General features: G+C 37.7%; 18 protein-coding genes. 2 read left to right on the plus strand and 16 right to left on the minus strand.

Annotation, left to right across the window (positions count from 1 at the left end; translation table 11 throughout):
• Positions 1 to 26: 26 nt before the first annotated feature.
• Positions 27 to 917, minus strand: a complete 891-nt coding sequence (locus G4420_RS17370; protein WP_163325204.1) for a fructosamine kinase family protein — start codon at positions 915 to 917, stop codon at positions 27 to 29.
• A gap of 98 nt (positions 918 to 1,015) precedes the next feature.
• Between G4420_RS17370 and G4420_RS17375 the strand changes: the two genes are divergently transcribed.
• Complete coding sequence (locus tag G4420_RS17375; RefSeq protein ID WP_163325205.1) at positions 1,016 to 3,076, plus strand: ATP-binding protein; 2,061 nt, start codon at positions 1,016 to 1,018, stop codon at positions 3,074 to 3,076.
• Between the two features lie 14 nt (positions 3,077 to 3,090).
• On the opposite strand, the gene G4420_RS17380 is transcribed toward G4420_RS17375, so the two are convergent.
• From G4420_RS17380 to G4420_RS17420, 9 genes are all read right to left on the minus strand, one after another.
• Positions 3,091 to 3,423: a TraR/DksA family transcriptional regulator gene (locus G4420_RS17380; protein WP_204273726.1), complete on the minus strand. Its 333-nt coding sequence runs from the start codon at positions 3,421 to 3,423 to the stop codon at positions 3,091 to 3,093.
• 15 nt (positions 3,424 to 3,438) lie between these two features.
• Positions 3,439 to 4,389 (minus strand): signal recognition particle-docking protein FtsY, encoded by a 951-nt coding sequence (gene ftsY / locus G4420_RS17385; RefSeq protein WP_163325206.1) that lies wholly within the window; start codon positions 4,387 to 4,389, stop codon positions 3,439 to 3,441.
• 141 nt (positions 4,390 to 4,530) lie between these two features.
• Positions 4,531 to 4,683, minus strand: coding sequence for a DUF4295 domain-containing protein (locus tag G4420_RS17390; RefSeq protein ID WP_163325207.1), 153 nt, complete (start codon positions 4,681 to 4,683; stop codon positions 4,531 to 4,533).
• A gap of 7 nt (positions 4,684 to 4,690) precedes the next feature.
• Positions 4,691 to 4,873 (minus strand): 50S ribosomal protein L33, encoded by a 183-nt coding sequence (gene rpmG, locus G4420_RS17395; protein WP_045033733.1) that lies wholly within the window; start codon positions 4,871 to 4,873, stop codon positions 4,691 to 4,693.
• Between the two features lie 13 nt (positions 4,874 to 4,886).
• Positions 4,887 to 5,129 carry a 50S ribosomal protein L28 gene (gene rpmB, locus G4420_RS17400; protein ID WP_163325208.1) on the minus strand — a complete coding sequence of 81 codons (243 nt, stop codon included), beginning with the start codon at positions 5,127 to 5,129 and terminating at the stop codon, positions 4,887 to 4,889.
• Positions 5,130 to 5,512: 383 nt separating this feature from the next.
• Complete coding sequence (locus G4420_RS17405) at positions 5,513 to 6,310, minus strand: tetratricopeptide repeat protein (protein ID WP_163325209.1); 798 nt, start codon at positions 6,308 to 6,310, stop codon at positions 5,513 to 5,515.
• A gap of 186 nt (positions 6,311 to 6,496) precedes the next feature.
• Positions 6,497 to 6,784 carry a hypothetical protein gene (locus tag G4420_RS17410; protein WP_163325210.1) on the minus strand — a complete coding sequence of 96 codons (288 nt, stop codon included), beginning with the start codon at positions 6,782 to 6,784 and terminating at the stop codon, positions 6,497 to 6,499.
• Between the two features lie 2 nt (positions 6,785 to 6,786).
• Positions 6,787 to 8,976: a RelA/SpoT family protein gene (locus G4420_RS17415; protein WP_163325211.1), complete on the minus strand. Its 2,190-nt coding sequence runs from the start codon at positions 8,974 to 8,976 to the stop codon at positions 6,787 to 6,789.
• A gap of 63 nt (positions 8,977 to 9,039) precedes the next feature.
• The gene (locus G4420_RS17420; RefSeq protein WP_163325212.1) at positions 9,040 to 9,555 is read right to left on the minus strand and encodes a ferritin; all 516 of its coding nucleotides are present in this window, start codon (positions 9,553 to 9,555) and stop codon (positions 9,040 to 9,042) included.
• A gap of 614 nt (positions 9,556 to 10,169) precedes the next feature.
• Between G4420_RS17420 and G4420_RS17425 the strand changes: the two genes are divergently transcribed.
• Positions 10,170 to 11,960: a beta strand repeat-containing protein gene (locus G4420_RS17425; RefSeq protein ID WP_163325213.1), complete on the plus strand. Its 1,791-nt coding sequence runs from the start codon at positions 10,170 to 10,172 to the stop codon at positions 11,958 to 11,960.
• A 112-nt stretch (positions 11,961 to 12,072) separates the two neighbouring features.
• Here the strand turns inward: G4420_RS17425 and G4420_RS17430 are convergent, their stop codons facing one another.
• The 6 genes from G4420_RS17430 to G4420_RS17455 all read right to left on the minus strand — a co-directional run bounded on the left by G4420_RS17430 (position 12,073) and on the right by G4420_RS17455 (position 16,920).
• Positions 12,073 to 13,071, minus strand: a complete 999-nt coding sequence (locus G4420_RS17430) for a response regulator transcription factor (RefSeq protein WP_163325214.1) — start codon at positions 13,069 to 13,071, stop codon at positions 12,073 to 12,075.
• 191 nt (positions 13,072 to 13,262) lie between these two features.
• Positions 13,263 to 13,907, minus strand: coding sequence for a carboxypeptidase regulatory-like domain-containing protein (locus tag G4420_RS17435; RefSeq protein ID WP_163325215.1), 645 nt, complete (start codon positions 13,905 to 13,907; stop codon positions 13,263 to 13,265).
• Between the two features lie 11 nt (positions 13,908 to 13,918).
• A complete protein-coding gene (locus tag G4420_RS17440) occupies positions 13,919 to 15,307 on the minus strand; it encodes a CsgG/HfaB family protein (RefSeq protein ID WP_163325216.1) in 1,389 nt (462 codons plus the stop codon).
• 16 nt (positions 15,308 to 15,323) lie between these two features.
• A complete protein-coding gene (locus G4420_RS17445; RefSeq protein WP_204273727.1) occupies positions 15,324 to 15,755 on the minus strand; it encodes a curli production assembly/transport component CsgF in 432 nt (143 codons plus the stop codon).
• Between the two features lie 12 nt (positions 15,756 to 15,767).
• Positions 15,768 to 16,268, minus strand: coding sequence for a CsgE family curli-type amyloid fiber assembly protein (locus tag G4420_RS17450; protein ID WP_163325217.1), 501 nt, complete (start codon positions 16,266 to 16,268; stop codon positions 15,768 to 15,770).
• Between the two features lies 1 nt (position 16,269).
• Positions 16,270 to 16,920, minus strand: coding sequence for a hypothetical protein (locus G4420_RS17455; RefSeq protein WP_163325218.1), 651 nt, complete (start codon positions 16,918 to 16,920; stop codon positions 16,270 to 16,272).
• Between the last annotated feature and the right edge of the window lie 69 nt (positions 16,921 to 16,989).

Raw genomic sequence — 16,989 nt, forward strand, 5'->3', positions numbered from 1 at the left:
AATACAAGTAATTGCCGGAAAGAAATTTATAAATATCGTTTCGCAATAGCTACTGCCTGTTGCAAATATCCACCTCCAAATAAATAATAATGGTTAAGCACATGATACAGCTGATAGATCTGATTTCTTTCGCGCCATTCTGAATCGAGTGGAAATTCTTCGTTGTAAGCATAAAAAAAACGCGAAGAGAAACCGCCGAACATGGTAACAATTCCGAATTCCATTTCGCGGTGCGAATAGCTGGCTGCCGGATCGATTAATGCCGGACCATTTGTCGTTAACATGTAATTTCCCGACCATAAATCGCCATGAACAAGAGAGGCCTTTTCTTCATTCGGAATCAACAACTCCAGGCGATCGAGTAACTTTTCAAACAAAAGTAGATAGGATTTGTCCAATCCCCTGCTTTCACGAATCATATTTATTAAAAACGATAATCTCCTTTCTCTGTAAAACGGCACCCAGCTTTTTTCCCAGTTATTATTCTGAGTGGTTGCACCACAATAGTTATCAGAATAAAATCCAAAATTATCTTGCTGATATTTATGAATGAGTGCCAAACCTCTTCCCAGGCGTTCTGACTGATCGGAACCTTCCGGTTCAAGGTATTCCATTAGCAGAAAAGCCGGTGTTTCGTCAATCTCTTTTGCATAAAATACTTTGGGTACACACACGGTGCCGTTTGAAGCTTTGCTGAGCTCACTTAAACTTTCTGCTTCGCGGGTAAAAATGTCGCTCTCGCAATCCGAATTCCATTTAAGAAAAAAACTGCCACAATTTGTGTCAATTTTCGAGGCATGATTTATACATCCACCAGACAAAGCTCTGGAAGAAGTAACTTTTACTGTTCCTCCAAATACATCCGACAATCTTTCTTCAACTTCTTGTAAAATACGCTTTTGATTGTTTATATCCATTTTGTTTGCCTAATTTTCTTAATCCAAGAATATGTTTAAATTTAGCAGGATTTTAATTTCAAAAAAAACTATTTAGATTTGTTTTAAAAGAACCTCGTATGCGAATTTTTTTAATTTGCGTAATAGTACTAACCAATTGCTATTACCTAAATGCTCAATATAAAATTAAAGCTAGTAATAATTATCCCCCGTTTAATTACACTGATCAGAGCGGCAATTTAGTTGGCTTTAATATCGACCTTGTAAAGGCCATAAACAGGCTTTATAACAACCAGATTGAAATTTTGGGAGCAAACTGGCAAATTGCAAACAGAATGCTGGACGATGGAGAGATTGACGGTATTATCGGAGCGCACTACCCCGGCTATCCAGAGAATCAACATCTTTATACCCGGTCGGTTATCAATACTTCGCATTGTTTTTTTTACAATAGTAATTATCATAAAAATATAACACCCGAATTGTTACGTACCATAAAAGAACCTGTTGTTGCTTTATGGAAAAACGATGTGCTGGTACGATACGTTTTAAGTATAAATCCTGCTACAAAATTTGTTTATGCTACTAACTACGATCAATTAATTGAATTTTTAGAAGACGAACAGGTTACATGTGCCATTGCTCAGCGAATTGGAGGAATGTACCATGTAGCAGAGCTGCAAAGAGAATACATAAAAACCACGAACCACCGCATCCTGGAACGAAACATGGGTTTTATGCTTTCGCCAAATTCGGCTGAGCTTGCAGAAATAATAAATAATGCAACCGAGGTTTTACTTTCGAACGGCGAATACCAACGCATTTATGACAAATGGCTGGCCGAGTACGATAAAGAATCGAATGGTTTGCGAGACTACTGGCGGTACATTATTTTAATTAGCGCAATTGTTGGCATTATAATTCTGTTGCTAATTATTATCAACCGAATACTTCAGGCCAGAGTTCGGACTAAAACACAGGATCTTCAGCATCAACTCGACCTGAATTCCGAGATTATGAAAGAACTGTCGCGTCAGAAAAACAAGGCTGAACAAAGTGATAAAATGAAGTCGGCTTTTTTAGCGAACATGAGTCACGAAATACGAACCCCGATGAATGGCATTTTGGGTTTTGCCGAACTTTTAAAAACGCAAGCTTATTCTAAAGAGGAAGAACTTCAGTTTATAAACATCATTCAGCAGAGTGGTGACAGAATGCTGAATACCATTAATAATATTATTGATATTTCGAAAATCGAATCGGAAAACGAAGAGGTGCAGATTAAAAAAGTTGACGTTGTAAAAATCGTATCCGAACTGAATGACTTTTTTATAGTTGAAGCAAATGAAAAAGGGATTGATCTGATTATTGAGTCTGAAGTCACAGCGCCATCGCCGAACTTTTACAGCGATACCTACAAGCTAACTTCCATTTTAACCAACCTTATTAAAAATGCCATTAAATTCACCAAAAAAGGTTATGTAAAAATTCATTACACGCTTAGTACTACTGAATTAAAAATTACGGTATGCGACACCGGAATTGGTATTGCTCCCGAAAAGCAAAAAGCAATATTCGATTACTTTGTCCAGGCCGACCATTCGCACTCAAGCGGATACGAAGGATCGGGACTGGGGCTTTCAATTACACGTGGCTATATAAAACTGTTGAATGGAGATATCAGCGTTTCGTCCGCACCGGGAAAAGGCACTTCATTTAGCTTTGTTTTGCCAAATTTAAAGGTCGCTGGCATAACAGAGGAACCAGTTGTTAAAGAAACACCAACAGAACATGTGGATTACATCAGGAATGGTCATTTAAATATCATTATTGCTGAAGATGATGAAATTTCTTACAACTTTTTAAGCCATATCCTTTCCGATGTACCGGGCAATCTAAAGCGAGTTAAAAACGGGGCGGAAGTGATTGACCTTGTTTGGAAATATCCGGATACCGACGTTGTTTTAATGGACATTAAACTGCCCAAGATAAATGGACTTGAAGCAACCAAACGAATAAGAGCATTTAACAAAGACGTGTACATTATTGCACAAACGGCATATGCACAGGAAAACTACAAACAGGAAGCAATTGCTGCGGGGTGTAATAATTTCATTGTGAAACCGATTGATAAAAACCAGTTAAAAAAGATTCTGTCGAACTTAAAACAACCGGCCTAACCTGAATTGCAGAATTAATGTGAACAATTTACGCAGTTACGCGCTTGCGGCATAATAAGAATCCGCCCCAGAGGAATTGGCTTTTTACACTTTATACAGTGGCCAAAATCATGGTCATCAACTTTCGATAAGGCAAATTTTAACTTCTCCAGTTTGTCTTTTGATTTACGTAAAGCAGCTTCGGTAACACTTTTGTTGTTAATGGCATCCATTCGGGATACTCGCCCAATGGCATTTTCCGGCTCAACAGGTTTTGTCAACTCTTTATATTCCTGAATAAGTTTTTCCGTTTTTTCAATTTCGGAAGTTATCTGAACTTTAATTTTAACCTTATTCAGTTCTGCCATATCAACAAAATAGTATTACGAAAAGAGCGAATCGACAAACTCGCGACGACGGAAAATTTGCAAATGCTCCATTTTCTCGCCAATACCAATGTATTTTACGGGAATTTTAAACTGGTCGGAAATACCAATTACAACACCACCTTTAGCAGTTCCGTCGAGTTTGGTTAATGCCAGTGCCGTTACTTCGGTGGCTTTTGTAAACTGTTTTGCCTGCTCAAATGCGTTTTGCCCTGTAGATCCATCCAGAACAAGTAAAACTTCATCCGGAGCGTCGGGAACGATCTTCTGCATAACTTTTTTAATCTTGCTCAGCTCGTTCATTAAACCAATTTTATTGTGCAGTCGACCGGCAGTATCAATAATCACCACATCGGCATTGCTGGCTTTAGCCGATGCCAAAGTATCGTAGGCAACTGATGCCGGGTCTGAACCCATTTTTTGTTTTATGATAGGAACATCTACCCTTTCGGCCCAAACCTCCAATTGCTCAATTGCAGCAGCCCTGAATGTATCGGCAGCTCCCAACACAACTGATTTTCCGGCTTGTTTAAAATTGTATGCTAATTTACCAATGGTAGTGGTTTTACCCACTCCGTTTACACCAACAACCATAATTACATAAGGCCCGTCTTTTTGCGGAAGATCAAAATCTGAAACATCTGTAGTGTTATTCTCCTCCAATAAATCAGATATCTCATCTTTAAGGATACTATTCAGCTCGCTAACGCCCATGTATTTATCGCGGGAAACACGCTCTTCTATACGTTCAATGATTTTAAGCGTTGTATCAACTCCTACGTCCGATGTAATAAGTACCTCTTCCAGATTGTCTAAAACTTCGTCGTCAACTTTCGATTTTCCAACTACCGCACGACTCAGTTTCTTAAAAACACTTTCTTTTGTTTTCGACAATCCCTCGTCAAGACTCTCTTTCTTCTTTCTGTTAAAACTTCCGAATATGGCCATATAAAAATGATTTGCAGGTCCTAAAATAGTACAAAATTTGGTTACAGTAAATTTGTGGTACAAAAATTACCAAATCGTTTATATAAACAAAAAAAGCTTTCATCTTACATGAAAGCTTTTTCTGTTATACATTATATTTTCTTATTTTTTAAAATAAGTTTTAACGTCATCGTTTGGCACCATTTCTTCTTTAAAAGCGTATGCTCCGGTTTTCTCCGATTTAGTCATTTTGATTACTTTCGCATAACCTTTACCGGCACCTTTCTGTAGTGATGCTACTGCTTTCTTTGCCATGTCTTAATTATTTAATTTCTTTATGTACTGTTACTTTCTTAAGAATAGGATTGTATTTTTTCAATTCCATACGATCCGGAGTATTCTTTCTGTTCTTTGTAGTAATATACCTTGAAGTACCTGGCACACCACTATCTTTATGCTCTGTGCATTCTAATATCACCTGCACTCTGTTACCTTTTTTTGCCATAGCTTAAGATCTTTTAAAATTTATCAATAAAACCTTTTTCCTGTGCCTCGGCTAAAGCAGACTTAATGCCTTTTTTATTAATGGTACGCATACCGGCAGCAGATACTGTTAGTTGCACCCAACGATCTTCGTGGGGCATATAAAATTTCTTTTTAAACAGGTTTATATCGAACTTTCTTTTAGTTCTTCTTTTCGAGTGAGAAACATTGTTACCCACCATTGCTTTTTTACCTGTTATTTGACAAACTCGTGACATTTCTTTATAATTTCTTGATGTTCAAAATAAACACATTACTAAAAACGGAGTGCAAAGAAAATACTTTTTTAGAAAATAATCAAGCAGTTATCCTAATTTTTGCAAAAACAATTAACAATACAGTGTTAATACTCAGGAAAAAACGAGTTTTCTACTCAATCGCCTGCAAATATATGCTAATTTTCGACAGCTTGAAAAGAATATTGAAGCAATATTAATTTTTCTGAAAATAGATGATTAACAGATTATTTTATGATTCATTAGCTTCGTTAGAGCATCCTCAATTGATATTATGAACAATAATCTTACGACTAAGAACCGCATATAAAAAACAAAAGGCCCGGAATAGCTCCCGAACCTTTTACTTTATAATTGCAAATCTCTTATAAACTTTGCTCACATGCAGCCAATACTTTTTTAGCATTTGCATTTGTAGGATCAAGCTCCAGGGCTTTTTTCAGCAACGGAATAGCTTGTTCAAAGCTTTTCTTACCCGCTGCTACTGCATTTTTATATTCGTCGTCTAAAGTTGTGATGCTACCAGAATTAACACTTTCGGTTGCACTTTTAATGGTGGCAGCTCCTTCCTGATACTTGTCGTATCCTTGAGAGAAATAAACCTTGGCAATGTTTTCAACCAATTCGGCTTTATTTTCCTCGCTAACAGCAACTCCTTCAACTGACGATTTTCCTTCAGCAACTAAAGCTTCAGCAGCCTTTTTCAACGAAGCACTTTTGTATTTTTCGGCCTTGTCGTTATTAAAATCGTTTTGTGAAATAGCAAAACAATTGGCGGCTTCAACAAAGTCTTCGCTTTTATAGCTTTTAATTCCTTCATTATAGAAAATTTTACCTGCTTGCTCTTCAATACCTTCCTCAGGATAATTTGCTATAGCAGCTTTATAAAGCTCAATTGCTTTATCGTACTCTTTGCTATCTACTGCATCCGATGCTTTACTCTTTGCTACAGCCGGGCGCAATTGACCAAGTACGGCATTAATATTATCCTCATTCTGTCCATGATCAGGGATAGCCAATACAGATTCGAATAATTCAATTGCTTTTTCAAAATCTTTGCTTTCAACAGCGGCATTTGCCTGAGTCATTACTTCACTGGCGTCCTGGGCAAATGACATTACTGAAATAAACACAATCACCATTAACAATACTACTCTTTTCATTTTTCAACTACTTTTTGATATTTTATAATTCAATTTAATTTTCCTGTAAATTTCGTCGATGAGCCCCAAAAATAGTAATTCTGAATTAAAAACCTAAAATACAGCAATTAAGATTCGCGACTCTTTTTACATATATTGCAAAAACAAAAACAATACCATTTAAAAATGGCGTTATTTTCTAGCTACTTACGGGTTAAGTAAATCCGGATTCCAAAAGTTCAATATATTTCTAATGAGGTGAAGATTGTTTGCCGCCTCAGTATTCCCGGAGTCAATATCCAACACATGGTTAAAAGCATTAATAGCCTCTCCCCAATTTTGGTATTTTTGTGCAATATTTCCTTTCAGTAAAAAATAACGTACAGTATTCTGCTCATCAAGTTTTTCAAAAAGGTTTCTGGCTTGTTCCGCCTTCTCGGTTCTCAACAAATCTTCAATTACTTTCAGGTTGTTTTCAATTTCCGTACTCTCCATTTCTATTTCTCTCCCCTGCTTACTGAAATAACACCATTTACCTTTTTTAGTTTATGAATTAGAAATTCGAGGTGATCAAGATTATAAACCGAAATCTGTAATATTCCTTCGAAATTGCCTTTATCGCTCGAAATATTTATCGATCGCATTTGTGTGCCAACATCTTTTGCAATTATGTGTGTAATCTCAGAAATGATACCAACTTCATCCGTCCCGGACACGTGCAATGAAGTTAAGAATGAGCTGTTACTGGTATTGTCTTTCCACACGGTTTTTATAATACGGTAAGGAAAACGCTCTTTCATTTGAGGCGCATTCGGGCAACTGGCACGATGAATTTTTATACCTTCATTTATGGTAACAAACCCAAAAATTTTATCGCCAAAAACCGGATTACAACATTTTGCCAACTTATAATTTACGTTTTTCAGGTTATTGTCGATGATCAGAAAGTCTTCGCCACCATCATACGTAAAATTTTTCGCCTCGCTTGTTGGCAAAAGCTCTTCAATGGTCTTTTTCGTTGTCTCCTCTTCTTCTTTTTCAACAAAAAGCGATTTAACTTCAAGCGTATCGATTTTACCAATTGCTATTTCATAGTATAAATCAACTGCCAGTTTAAAGCCAAAATGTTTCAGAATTTTACGTATTGCATCGTCGTTCAAATCCAGTTTCCAGTTTTTAAATTTGCGCAACAACATTTCTCGGCCATCATTTGCCTGGCGGTTACGGTCTTCGTTCAAACTCGTTTTTACCCGGTTTTTAGCTTTCGATGTAACCACAAAATCCAACCAGTCTAATTTTGGTTTCTGGTTATTCGACGTGTCAATCTCAATTTGATCGCCGTTTTTAAGTTTGTGTTTTAAAGTAACTTTCTTGCCATTTATTTTTCCGCCAACACAGGTATCGCCAATGCGCGAATGAATTTCGTAAGCAAAATCCAGCACTGTAGCACCCGATGGCATTTTCTTCAAATCGCCCTTTGGCGTAAAAACAAATATCTCGTCGCTGTATATATCAGTGTTAAAATGATCGATGAAATCAACCGCATTTAATCCCGGATTTTCAAGAATATCGCGAATTCCGGCCAGCCATGAGTCGAAACTGGATTCCTTACCACCTTTATACTTCCAGTGTGCAGCCAAACCTTTTTCAGCAACTTCGTCCATTCGTTTGGTACGGATTTGTATTTCAACCCATTTTTTATGCGGCCCCATTACCGTTGTGTGAAGCGACTCGTAGCCGTTTGATTTTGGAATGGTTATCCAATCACGCAAGCGATTCGGATTGGTTTGATACTCCTCGGTAACAAAGGAATAAGCAGTCCAGCAGTCGGCTTTTTCATTTTCCGGTTCCGAATCAAGAATCACACGAATGGCAAACAAATCCATTACCTCGTCGAACGATACATTCTTTTTGCGCATTTTGGTATTAATCGATGAAATAGACTTTGTACGTGCTTTCATCGAAAATTTCAATCCGCGTTGCTGTAGCTTTTTCTCAATGGGTTTAACAAATTCGGCTACAAAGCTGGCTCGCTCGCGTTCGGTTTCTTTTAAACGGTTTACTACGTAAAAATATTCATCAGGCTTTTGAATTTTCAGGCAAATATCCTGCATCTCGGAATTTATATTGTACAGACCAAGCCGGTGAGCCAAAGGAGCATATAAATATTGTGTTTCGTTGGCGAGTTTCTGACGGTTTGCTTCGTTGTAAACTTCAAGATTGCGCATTACCTGTAAACGGTCGGCAATTTTCACCAGAATTACACGTACATCGCCGGCCAACGCAAGCATCAGTTTTCGGTAATTTTCCGAATGCAGGTCAATGGTATCGGTTCCCAACGCATTGATTTTAGCCATGCCTTCCAGAATAGAACTGATATGCGTTCCAAATTTTTCACCAATTTCTTCCTGGGTTACTTTTTCCTTTAACCCGGCGTACATTACGTTGTGTAACAAACCTGTAATTACCGAGTCGGGCTCAAGACCGATCTCCATTGCAATTATGGAGGCCACTTCGAGTGAATGACTTAGAATTACTTCGCCGTGGGAAAAGCGGGTTTCACCAAGAACTTTTTGGGCGAATTCAAAAGCATTCTCAAGTTTCAGAAACGATGCATCGTCCCACGTTAACTGGCAAAACTCCTTTAAGTGGTCGTATCTGGTATATATTTGTTCTCTGGGTTCCATGGTGTAAAAATAAAAAAGGCTGCCAAAAGAGCAGCCTTTTAATTCTATATATTGATTTGAATTTTATTGTGCTGCAGCAGTAGTATCAACGAAGGTACGATTACGCATTTCACGATCCAGCATAAAAATACCGTTACCTTGGCCATTAATGAGCTTTAACGTATCAAGTATTTCTGTAACGTTAGCTTCTTCTTCTACTTGCTCATCAACAAACCAGCGCAAAAAACTTTGTGTTGCATGATCTCTTTCCTCAACGGCAACATCAACCAAATTATCGATCAAACTGGTAACCAACTGCTCATGTTCAAGTGTTTTCTCATAAACATCAATAACACCTTCCCATGTAGTTGGCATTTGGTCAATGGCTTTTAACTCAACTTTACCTCCACGTTCAACTACATAATTAAAAAACTTATTGGCATGAGTCAGCTCTTCCTGGTACTGAACATACATCCAGTTGGCAAAACCCGGCAGCCCTTTATCGTTAAAATAGGCTGACATTGAGAGGTATAATAATGATGAATATTGTTCTGCGTTTATTTGCTCATTTAACGCTTTTAGTACTTTTTCTTTCAACATGATCTACTTGTTTTATGATTTTGTGCTTAAAAGTAGAAAAAAGGACAGAAAGATAAAAAAGAAAGATCCGTTTTCGGATCTTTCTTAACGAATTAAAAATCGAATGTTGTCAGAGAAAATTTTTACATTAATTGTGATACCGGATTTAATGGTGTTTTTATTCGATCTTTAATTTCAAGGTTTAATAAAAAATAAGGGTATCTTAATTACTTCGTTACTACTGCATCGTAAAAGTAAGTTGATACCTCAACCGAAACAATAAGCATTTTAAGCAAACAGAACAGACCTAGGGGTACTACTAGTTAAAAGATCAATAAATTAAGTAGCACCAAAGCAGACGTCGCACATTTATTCAAATAAAAGAGACAGCGCAAACACACAGCAATTCTACATACTGACATACAGCATCTTACGCTGTGCGCATTTTCTTGAACGAGAAAATTAAGCATTATCTACACCTTTGATAAAACTTCCTATTTCACGTATTTTATTTTGGCTGAAACTGAAATAATTTTGAGATAACAACTGAAAGAAAATAACTGTTATTCCTGTCAAACATGAAACACAACATACTCTTTTTTAATCCACATTATTAACAACTAAAATTTTAAATTATGAAAAAATTAGGATTTTTATTTGTCTTTATGGCCCTTGTTGCATTAACATTTGCACAACAGGCTGTTGTTGATCAAACCAACGAAAGCGGTACTTCAGTACAGGCGGCCGTTACACAAACGGGAACAAACATAGCTACGGTTACACAAAGCAGTGTTTTAAACGTTAACAATGTTAACACCATAAGTGCAACGGTTAATCAAACAAATACTCCGGGAGGAGTGGCAAACAGCGTTACTATTAACCAAACTATTACGGATGACGATGACACCGATGGAAGTATTTTAACGGCTGATGCTACTCAGGAAGGAGAAAACAACAGTATTAGACAAACACAGGAAAACAACGGAGATGATCTGCTTAACAGATTTGTATCACGGGTTTTTACAGCTTCGCAATTCGGTAATTCAAATACTATTGAGCAATCATCTACTGATGGTGACCAGGGATCGGTTGAGTTTACTGCAACTCAAGTAGGAAATGAGAATGTTGCAACACAGTCAACTTTATTGGCAGGTGGTTCTTCATACGACGGAGACCAAACACCATTTGCTACTGGAGTAATTTTTCAGGAAGGAAATTTAAACCAGGCAACACAGCTAATGCAAAGTCTTGATGCCGGTGGCGACATTTACCAGAATGGTACTTCAAATATTGCCACCCAGTTTTTTGGCAATTTGAGCAAAGAAAACTATGCTGATATTGATCAATCCGGGGAAGCAAATGAAGCACACCAGACTTTTTCATCAGGCAATAGCACTGCAATATCTACTTTAACTGCTTTTCAAAACGGTCAAGGCAACCAGTCAGAACAGACTGTAACAGTTGGAAACGACAATACAGGATATGTTGAACAGACAGGTAATTATGGCGATGCTTTTCAAACCTTTACAGGAGATGACAACAACGCTTCAGTAAATCAGTCTGGATATATGAATGTTGCTATCCAAGATCTGACAGGAGATATGAATAATGCCACAATTGAACAAGTAAGTGGTTCGGAGAATTTGGCAACACAAATTATGGAAGGTTACAATGACAATGCATCAATCTATCAAACAGGAAGTTATTCAAGTGTAGCCTCTCAAATCTTTACTTCAACAAGTGGAGACAATACCGCCACTATATTACAAAACGGCTTGGGAGGAAATACACCTCCAAATACCGCCACACAATATGTTGAAGGTACATCAAACAATCTTTCCATCACACAAACAGGAGGAGGTTGGTTTAGCGATGCAACACAAAATGTTTTGGGTGCAGAAAGTGCGAACAACGCATTAACTATTAATCAAGATTGGGGAGACGACAACAATGCGTTACAAACGGTAACCGGAAGCTCAAACACTATTTATGGCGAACAACATGGAGTTTGGTATGGCAATGGAGAAAACCTGACTCAAACCATTACAGGTGATTTAAACGATATTAGCGTAATTCAATATGCCGATAATGACTTTGCAACCCAAACTGTAACCGGCGACGGCAATACCCTAAAAACAGTACAAAATGGTGAAAACGCCAGTGCTGTAATGCTTGTAATTGGCGACAACAACATTGCTTCGCTTGAGCAAAACGGATCTGTAGCTTCGGCCGACATTTACCAGGAAGGTGAATTAAATGTTGTACAAGGTTTGTCAGGCGCCGAATTTGCTATTGGTAACGGCACTCTGGACATCGATCAGTTTGGAGCAAGCAATATTGCCAATATTGGACAAACTGCATTTGGCGCAAGCGCTACCGTCAACCAGTCGGGAGTAGGAAACGTTGCAACAGTCAATCAATACTAATACTAACTTGACAGGGAGGACTATTTTTTAAAACAAAAAGAGGCAGCTTATTAGTTGCCTCTTTTTCATTAGAAAATGTTTTGTAATCCGGAATACCAGAAAATATTTACAATTAAACGTTCAGCATGTGGTTCCTTCCGAACATAAATACTGCTTCCATGATATTGCCACAATCTGTTTTCTGAATAATATTAGAACGATGTTTTTCTACTGTTCGTTCAGATATTCCCAATCGTTCAGCAATTTGCTTAATGGGCACTCCCGTTGCAGAGAGTTGCAGAACCTGTCGCTCGCGAGCTGTTATAACATTCGGATCAAGGTATTTAACGCTATTCATATTATTGAGGTAATTCACCTCTGCTACTTCTTCTTTATCTTTTAATGGAATAACGACACCTATGATTTTTGATGAAGACCCTCGTTTTTTTACAAACGAAAAATATAAGTTGAAGTACTCCTTATCCCTTCCATGGATTTTAATTCTGTTTAAGCGGCAATCTTTAGTCAATCCATTCATAAATCGCGATAGTTTCAATTCATCTTCATAGCCGGTATTAAGGGCAAAAACCTCGCTCAACAAATAACTGCCGTTTCTTTTTGGTGTAAAGTTTGCCAGTTTATCAAACGTTTCGTTGGTTTGAGTGATAAGTCTGTCATCGGCAACAAAAACACCATAAGGAATCATCCTGCAAATTGAATCGAATTTAATTGCACCATAAGCTTTTCGCTCCATATTCTTAATCAATTGTTTTTGAACAATATTCAGAATACGTTCCTGATCGAATGGTGGAAAAATAAAGCTATCTATGCCTAATTCAACCGCAACAAAAAACTCATTTTTGCGAAATTGGTTAAAGATAATAATAAATGGAATTTCGTTTTTTAATATTTCGTTATCCAGAATATTATAAACCTGGAAACCATTTAACTCATTTATGTCGTAAAAGCAGATAATTAAATCAGGGAGCTCTTTCATTAGCTTTTGAATAGCTATCTCGATATTACTTACAAAAGTTACGTGATAATTCTCTTTCGCCAATACATCAATAAACATTTTGCTTGATACTTCCGATTCTCCAATCAGAAGCAGGTTACTTTGGGTAGTTTTCATTTTTAAATCCTTATTTTTTATCTGACATCAAATTACTAAAATGAAACAGATTATCATATACGTAATTTCTCTACATTTAACTCATTAGCAACAAGTAGAGCAATACACCACTTTAAAATCATCAACATAAATAATAAACATAGGGCATTAACAAAGCCTCTACTTTCGTCCAATTCAAAATTCCCTCAAAACTAATTATCCCTCTGTGTTCTAAAACTCCAGGTTGGACTATTGGCCACTTTACTGCCTTCGTATTTAGCCACAACATACCAGTAATAGGTTGTATTATTCTCCAGGCCTGAAATAATCACTTCCTGATACGAAAGGTTTTCACCTGCCGAATTTTGCGTTGTTGAATTCGCCCTAAAATAATATACATCATATTCTAAGCTCTTGCCGTTATCTTCCTGATCGACCTGCCATTGCATTGTTAAGGAGGTGTTTTGATCAACAGCGCCATTTCCCGGCACTGGGTCGTAAAAGGTTACCCATCCAATATCATCATCATCTTTCAAAAGAAAAAAGGTAAGGGTTGTTGTTTCATTTTCATATACTGCCACGCTTACTGTATTACTCAAATAATCCTTCTTCCGGGCAGTAACAGCAAGCTCTCCTTCTGTTACTTTATTAAATTCAAATACGCCATCGGTATTTGTAATTGTAGATGTACTTGCCGGATTAGTGGCAATCTGAACTCCGTCTAACGGGCCGTATGTTTCTCCATCGAGGATCTGTCCCCGGATTGAGCCGAACTTATCGATATCGAGTTTTTCTTCTTCGCATGCTAACAAAAGCATTGCTATAAAAAGAATTAGTAAACAATTTATTTTGCTCATTTATTTCGTTTTTAATTTTTACCCAAATAATATTTCAATCCCAGTTTAAATCCCCAAATATGGTCGTTAAACTGTCCGTTTTTGTCACCGTCGTACTTATCAGAGAATAACTGGTTTACATATACTTTTCCAATTACTGCTAACCGGTTACCTAATAAATACTCAAACCCCGCCCGATAAGAAATATAGGGTATCAACCTATTGTCCGATAAGCCAACATTTGATTCAAAGTCATAATACGCGCCTCCCCCAAAACCGAACAGAGGCGAGAATTTACCTTTCGGATTTAGCAAATACATAAAACTCATATCGGCATAATATTCTTCTGATGCCATTAGTTCATCGATATGTATGCGCTGATAGCCGACATCGATTTCAAGGGAAAAATTTTTGTGTAAGGCATATCCCAATTCCAACGTAGCTCCAGGCCGAATGTAACTGATAGAATAATCGCCTGCATAAAATTGACCGGTCCCAAGAATGGATGTAAACATTTTTCCTCTCAAATGCTGCTCAAATGGTCTGCCCATATGATCAACATCTACCCTGTCCTCTCTTTCCGCCATATAATTTTGTATTTGTTCGTCTTTAATTTCCTCCTGATTTTCAAGACTCCACAAATTATCCAAAACACCTTCGATTATAAGGCCATGAACAGCTTTTTCAATGGCTTCAGTAACTGCCAGTTCGGTTGGTTCATTATAGGTGTAACCGGTTTCGGCCTCAAGCAGTCGTTTGTATTTTACGTACCGGAAAACCCCCATCGATACTTCCTGTGAAAGAATGGATTTTGTTGTGTAGATCGTTTTTAGAATCTTTCCATTACTGGTAGAAACAGCACGTAAATAGATGCTCACCCGATCTTCTCTGTATTGTGCCGAGGCGTCGGTTCCAAAATAGCGAACTCCTGCACCTCCGGTGTAAATATTTGTTTCGTATGAAACGATTCCGCCTTCGAGCAAAACACCAGCAAATAAAAGCGGAGGTAACATTACTTCATTATTTCCTTCGTATTGCTCGCGGCTCGACCGAATTATCTTTCGTTCATTCAGCAAATTACTAATATTCTCTCTTTCAATGGGCACAAACCAACCCGATTCTTCCAGTGCGCGCACAAGAATGTTGGTAGCTCCCTGGGTAACTGCCGTCGACCAGTTGGCGCCAACATCCGATGCTTTATACTGGCCCGTCTGATCTCTGAATTTATATACAGCAACCACGATGGGTTCTTTGGGCTGAGGCAGATCCAGCAAATCCTTTTTCACCGGAGTTTCCGGGCCTAGCTGTGCTTCCCGCTCTTTGCCCAATGGTTGATAAAAATAGGGACTGCACCCGGCAGTAACAGATACAATAATGCAGAATAACAGTACCCTGCAAATCAGTCTTTGAAGTTTTAACATTATAATCATATCTGTTTTAGAAATAAGGTACTTCAACCGATGTCGTTGCCCCGGTTGAGTTATCAACGATTGATATGTTTAATCCGGTACCGCCGTTTCCGATTTCAATTTGATAATCACCGAGAACATATGTTCCTTCATCTAATGCATCTTCGCCAAACTGACGACTCACAATCTGTCTCGAAAGTTGACTAAGAATTTGCCGGTTAAGACTTTCTGTAAAATTATCTACCGGATTAGAATTATAATAGCTACTGTATGAACTGCTTTCATCGTCCGGAGCCTCATAAGTATCTTGCGCCTGGGCTGAACTTAACAGCCAACTGTAATTGTACGGACTTCCGCCAAAAGCAGGATTTTTAGGAGAATAAACAAAATCCTGGGCAAAAGAATATGAAGTGCCCATTGCAAAGACTCCTAACAGAATTAGTATTTTTTTTTTCATCATGTATGGTTTTGTTTAAAAGATGCCCGAACCTGCGCGGTCGTCACCCTCCAATTGTTTTAATATTGCTTCATAATTTTGCAGATAAACCTGGGTTCGAGCAACGGCCTCCTGAGCGAGGGTTTCAACAATATCCCCCCGGGGTTGCAAGAAGGATTGAAAAACAAGTGTTTCGTTAATACTAACCTGAATTTGGGTTGTAGATAGACGATAAGGTTTTTCGGCAACAAAAATTGAATAGTTTTTCGCATTGGAAGGAGCTTCCCAATCGCGATAAAACAAGTCGTAAAATTCTCGTCCGCTCTTTGTTTTGGTTTCATCAAATATTAACCCATCAATCTCTAAATCGGCATCCCGACTTACCTTTTGGGCTTTTTCTTCCGTAATCTCCTTTATTAATTGTTTCAAATCATCAGGAGCTTCTTTTATTTGCTTTGAAGCTTTTATTGTATCGGTTTGAGCGTTGCAAAAGCCAATACAAATAAACATCAGGAGTATCGAAAAAAATGATTTCATATTATTGTGCGGGGAAATAAAAATCGCTGTGTTTGAGTATTAAACTCATTCCGCCCGTTTGGGTAACTTTTATACCAGGTATAATCGCATGATCAAGAATTAACTCAAGGCTATTATCCGTTCCTATTTGAGTTGCATCAACAGTTTTGGGTAAATCCTCAGTCCAGGTGTTACCATTCCCCAACAAGGCAATTTCCATAGTATTGTCGTCTCCAATTTGGGTAAGTAAATTGGATTTTGGAAATATCCCATTGTTATCGATATAGGAATTAATGGTATTCCTGCTGCCTTTCTGATATACTTCTGTGGCTGTAAGCGCTCCGACAGACCATGTATTTGCCTGGTTGTTTGCTCCATCCTGAACAAGAACTGTTGAATGTCCGGATCCTTGCTGAATTATTCCAGCCTGATTTTCAGTTTGAAGTTGAAGAGAATATATGGTATTGTTTAGCAAACCACTTTGCTCCTGATTTACAACTATTGTATTGACATCACCCACCTGACCAATAATACTATAATTACTCAACAGTAGTTCATTATCGATAATTCCAACCTGCATAAGTTCCAGTAAATGCTCCATCAGGTTATCCTGTGCCTGCACATTTGCAAAACAACTCGCGAATAGAATTAAATAGATTATTTTCCTCAGCATAACTCTTTTTATTTGTGGGTAAAAGCTTAAAGCACTTCATCTAAAATTACCATAATGAAACAGATCGGT

The organism is Draconibacterium mangrovi, from assembly GCF_010586825.1.
In the GTDB taxonomy this organism is placed as follows: domain Bacteria; phylum Bacteroidota; class Bacteroidia; order Bacteroidales; family Prolixibacteraceae; genus Draconibacterium; species Draconibacterium mangrovi.